Annotated in this window: 1 protein-coding gene; it reads left to right on the top strand. The window is 38.7% G+C overall.

Annotated elements, in window-relative coordinates; all coding sequences use genetic code 11:
* On the top strand, nt 1-1,279 hold a 1,279-nt coding region (locus FG390_RS15620; RefSeq protein WP_141191937.1), incomplete at its 5' end, for an IS1380 family transposase.
* Between the last annotated feature and the right edge of the window lie 104 nt (nt 1,280-1,383).

Here is a 1,383-nt window from a genome sequence, read left to right as displayed (position 1 = left end):
TAAGGTTAATTTTGATGGTGGGAACTTAACCTCAGACTCAGGGTTATTATTGTATAAGGAATTTGATGAAAAAATTGGGCTAAGTCAGTCTATTCAAGAAAACCTACAGGTGAATGATTCGGTTCATCATCGGAAACATGCCAATGATGAGGTCGTCATCCAAAAGATTTATCAACATATTGCTGGTTATCATACGGATGACCATGCCGATGAGTTAAAGCGTGAACCGATGTTTACCACGATTCTGGGTAAGGACCAATTAGCTTCTCAACCTACCCTGTCACGTTTAAATCAAAAATTTGACAAGGTAACGATGAAACAGCTGCAACAGGTCAATCAGATATTGAATGAACGTATTCAAACCATTAAGCCCAGTGATCATTTTGTGTTTGATTTAGATTCAGCGAATTTCACTACCTATGGTCATCAATATGGAAATAAATACAATGCCCACTATCATACTAATGGTTATCATCCTCTTGTCTTATTTGATGGATTAACTGGCGATTGTATTAAAGCCGTTCTCCGAGCCGGCAATGTCTATACTTCTCGCAATGTTGTAGGCTTTGTTGGCCCCGTGATCAAGGACTATAAAAAGATGAGTCCGAATGCACTAATTGCCGTCCGAGGTGACAGTGGCTTCGCTGTTCCTGAACTGTATGAGTTATGTGAAGCACATGAGATGAAGTATGCCATTCGGCTAAAATCCAATAAACGTTTAGTCGCCATGGCTCAAGAAATCGAAAATCAGATTAGTGACCGAATGGACCTCAACAATGGATCTTCCTATGTTTTTTATAAAGAAATGACATACAAAGCAGCGAACTGGAACAAGTCGAGAAGAGTTGTCGTCAAGTTGGAAAGACCCGAGGGCGAACTCTTTTTCCACTATACCTTTATCGTCACGAATTTGAGCTATCGTCCCAAGAATGTCATTAAGTTTTATCAAAACCGTGGGACGATGGAAAACCTCATCAAAGAAGGCAAGAACGGCTTTGCATTTGACCAATTAAGTAGTCCTGATTTTTATACAAATGCGACAAAGTTACAGATATCCGTACTCGCTTACAATTTTGAAAATTGGTTTCGCAGACTTTGTTTGCCAAAAAAGTTGAATAAAGGTACGATGGCAACGGTCAGAATCCAGCTTATAAAAATAGCCGGGAAGGTGATCCGCACAGCGCGTTACACCACCTTCAAATTGTGTAGTAGTTGTTTATACCAAAAAGAATTTTGGTCAACTTTAGCAAAGATTCAAAGACTTCCAGTTTTGGAGTAGCCAACTATACAGAATTTCAAAAAGTGAAATTCTTCATATGGGTGTAGTATGCTCTTTTTTAGGCCTATTAGGAATAAAGTGGAAATACCTAAAAATTAAAATTG

Origin of the sequence: Terrilactibacillus laevilacticus (genome assembly GCF_006517395.1) — a bacterium.
Classification (GTDB): Bacteria; Bacillota; Bacilli; order Bacillales; family Sporolactobacillaceae; genus Terrilactibacillus; species Terrilactibacillus laevilacticus.
This window is presented reverse-complemented; position numbering and strand designations above follow the sequence as displayed.